This is a genomic window from Bradyrhizobium sp., from assembly GCF_019244115.1.
GTDB lineage: Bacteria > Pseudomonadota > Alphaproteobacteria > Rhizobiales > Xanthobacteraceae > Bradyrhizobium.
Window position 1 is genome coordinate 1 of the sequence record NZ_JAFATE010000851.1, and the last position, 2,965, is coordinate 2,965.

At 61.2% G+C, this 2,965-nt stretch carries 4 protein-coding genes and 1 pseudogene; 3 read left to right on the forward strand and 2 right to left on the reverse strand.

Going from position 1 to position 2,965, the window contains the following annotated elements; translation table 11 throughout:
* On the reverse strand, positions 1 to 378 hold a 378-nt coding region (locus JOZ76_RS35945), incomplete at its 3' end, for a hypothetical protein (protein WP_291706117.1).
* A 723-nt stretch (positions 379 to 1,101) separates the two neighbouring features.
* Between JOZ76_RS35945 and JOZ76_RS35950 the strand changes: the two genes are divergently transcribed.
* Positions 1,102 to 1,395: a hypothetical protein gene (locus JOZ76_RS35950; protein ID WP_291706118.1), complete on the forward strand. Its 294-nt coding sequence runs from the start codon at positions 1,102 to 1,104 to the stop codon at positions 1,393 to 1,395.
* A gap of 219 nt (positions 1,396 to 1,614) precedes the next feature.
* Here JOZ76_RS35950 and JOZ76_RS35955 read toward each other — a convergent pair whose 3' ends face one another.
* On the reverse strand, positions 1,615 to 1,947 hold the full coding sequence (locus tag JOZ76_RS35955; protein WP_291706119.1) for a GYD domain-containing protein: 333 nt from the start codon (positions 1,945 to 1,947) through the stop codon (positions 1,615 to 1,617).
* Positions 1,948 to 2,020: 73 nt separating this feature from the next.
* Between JOZ76_RS35955 and JOZ76_RS35960 the strand changes: the two genes are divergently transcribed.
* Together JOZ76_RS35960 and JOZ76_RS35965 are read left to right on the forward strand one after the other, a co-directional pair.
* Positions 2,021 to 2,170: a hypothetical protein gene (locus JOZ76_RS35960; RefSeq protein ID WP_291706120.1), complete on the forward strand. Its 150-nt coding sequence runs from the start codon at positions 2,021 to 2,023 to the stop codon at positions 2,168 to 2,170.
* A 345-nt stretch (positions 2,171 to 2,515) separates the two neighbouring features.
* A pseudogene (locus tag JOZ76_RS35965) lies at positions 2,516 to 2,965 on the forward strand (hypothetical protein); the annotation flags it as partial.

Consider the following 2,965-nt stretch of genomic DNA (forward strand, 5'->3'; position numbering starts at 1 on the left):
GAACGCGTTTCCGACGCAGACCGAATCCATTGCGTTCGGCTCAACGCTGATCGAATATTGGTTGCCGTCCCGACAGACCACGGTCCATCGATCGAGCCCGGACGCGGTGGCGCCTGTGTGCGAGGCCCGAACGACACCATCGCAACTCTGTTCTCTGCTCTTCAGCACAAGGGTCCAGAATGCAAGACGCCTCGCCTCATCAAGTGCAAGTATTCTCGCCGTGGTCTGGTTGGCGACACGGACCACTTCGAAATGCCTGGCAGGGTCGGAGCGTTCGACGGTTGACGCGGTGCGATCCGCCTTTTGGAAATTCAGCTCGAGCCAGGCGACCGGGGATAAGCTCCCGACAGCGATGACAAAAAGGACAGGTAACTTCACAACAGATCCCTCCGCGAGTTCGAGACGAGGGTGCCTCCGCGTGTTGCGGCGGCTGCGAATTCTAGGAATTGAAGTTCATCGCGAAAGTCACTCTCTCACTCCGCCCTGTGCTGGACGCGCAATCTTCCATCCTCGGCGAGAAACTCACCCAGACCGTAGCAGCGGAGTGTTTCAGCGAGCGACACCTGAGGTGTCGTAAAAAGTCGAGGTGAGGCTGATTAGAGTCAGAGGCTGATTTGAAAAATTTGAGGCCGCATCAGCTCGGTTAAAATGTCGCCTGCATCGGAGCAATTAACTGCCGCGCCGAAATCAGAAGCAGCATACGTCAATTGGTCGCGCTGACGACTTAAAGTGTGATACGATCAGCGGCAAATCCAAATCACGATTTATCAACGCGCCCAGGTTTAACACAACTGCCTGCACGCCGACGCATCGGCTTTGTCTCCAGGTCTCGATGCTCGTCCACATGCGCTTCAATCGTGTGCAGCGCGCATCTGCAGGAGATACCGTCGCGGGATACAATGCTTCGCCCCCCCGTGAGATCGCCTGCCGACGCGCATCCTGGCGCTTCGCCTGTCGCGGCCAACTGCGGCAACGGATCGCGGCTCGACGTGAAGCAGTTCACATGAGGCCGATGGCTCGTGGCCGTATTCTCGGGGAACGCAAGGAGACTTCGGGATTATCGCTCTATTGCCACCATCCCAGACGATGAGGGCCAACGCAATGGACATCCAGGTACCCAAAGTTGATGGGCGCGCTCGCAAGGGTTTTGTCCACGATGTGATTGACGGCGACACCGGTGAGCGGATCGGCACGCTGGAATGTGGATGCGGAATGAGGCTTCCAAACATGCGACAGCCGGGTCGCACCATCTCGCTTTTCGGAGGCAGGCATTGCGGGTGCTTTGAAACTCACGCTGAATGCGTCGCCTTTGCCAGGGGTGTCGAATCCGTCATCAATTCCGATCGCCTCGACCAGGCGCCGCGCGCTTCGCAGCGACCGCTGCGTTTGCCGTAAGCCCATCTGTGAGAGCACGGGTAGGATGGGTTGAGCTCTTCGCGAAACCCATCCTCTTTTTCCCGACCGTGATGCGTATCGCTTCGCTCGACCTATCCAACCTCCCGGCTCAAGCAGTTGTAGCCCGCAGGGCGGATTCGCCAAGCCTAATCCGCCGCTGACACTGCGCGGACCGGCGGGTTAGGCTGCGCCGACCCGCCTTACGAATTCCCGGATCATTCACCGTCCAGGCGGAACGTAAACCTGCGCAAATCGGGAGGCCTTTTCCGCGATGCCCTTGAACTCGCCGAGCGTCCAGGCGCGCACCGTTTCGATCTTCGCCACGGCCCCGCTGGCGGCCGCAGCCATCCCGACGGCGACAGCATCCGATCCGTCAGCCTGTTCGGTAATGAGCACCACGTCATGCGGCCCCGTCGTCATGTAGACGGCGACAAGCCTGCCGCCTGCCTTGTCGACCAGCGCCTTGATCGCCTCCGTGCGATCTGTCGGCTTGTCGATGATGCCCTTGATTCCGGCATTGGAGTATGAGGCGTAGGTGATGAACAGCGGCATGTTATCCTCCGTTTGAAGATGGTCCGAACGATGCACTTCAAAGCTGGATGGACCCAAGATCGGGTCGAGATCGATGCCTGCCGACGGCATGTCCGTTGCCATGAATATCAGGAAAGACTTCGGCACGTCCGATTGGCAACTCGACGGCCACTATATTCCTCTCACGGCCGCAATGCTGCTCGATAATGTCGCGGTTCGGCAGGCCGAAAGCATAATGAAATGAGGTTCGATCAAAGACGTGCGGAAGATGCGCCCCCTCTCCCCGCTTGCGGGGAGAGGGTTGGGGTGAGGGGGAATCTCCAAGCACCGCGCTCGTGGAGAGGCCCCCCTCAACCGGCGCGCACTTGGCTAGGCCTGAGGCATCGCTCTTGGCGCGGCGACCTCTCCCCGCAAGCGGGGAGACGTGAACAGCCGGACCCGGTAAACCGATTCCGAGCAAACTGCATCGTGCTTCAGCGCGATACCGGCGCGAAGCAAGCCTGAAATGGTCGGGCAAAAGTGCCACGCGCTCCGGCACGGTAGGAACCGAGGCGCTCCAGCAGGCTTGGTCTTGTTTGGAGAAGCAGCCATGAAACTGCGATCTGTTGCCCTCGTCCTTACCCTCACCCTCACGGCCCCTCTGGTTTACGCCCAAGGTGGCGGCGGAGGGGGCGGCGGCGGCGGTGGGGGCGGAGGCGGCGGTGGCGGTTCGGCCGGAGGTGGCGCGAGCAGTTCGTCCGCCGCAACGGGCGGCGCAGGTTCGCCGCGTGCCGGCAGCGCCGGCGCGGCAACGACCAATCCTGCACCGGCCGGCCCGGCGAATGCCGCGGGGCAAGACAGTTCGGGTACTGTCGGGCTCAACAATCCCGCCACCAATCCGAACGGCACCGGAAACGGCAATGCCGCTGCGGGAACCACCACTGGACTGGCCAATCCGTCGGCTGGCGTCGCACCCAATAGCCAATCACCCAACGCAGTGAATCCGCCCGGCAACAATCCGCCTGGTACCAACTCGCTCGGCACCGCTCAATCCTCGGGC

Bases quoted from the DNA above. Each gene is read 5' to 3' on its own strand.
- JOZ76_RS35950 (WP_291706118.1), top strand. From the start codon at position 1,102: ATGGACATCCAGGTACCCAAAGTTGATGGGCGCGCTCGCAAGGGTTTT.
- JOZ76_RS35955 (WP_291706119.1), bottom strand. From the start codon at position 1,947: ATGCCGCTGTTCATCACCTACGCCTCATACTCCAATGCCGGAATCAAG.
- JOZ76_RS35960 (WP_291706120.1), top strand. From the start codon at position 2,021: ATGCCTGCCGACGGCATGTCCGTTGCCATGAATATCAGGAAAGACTTC.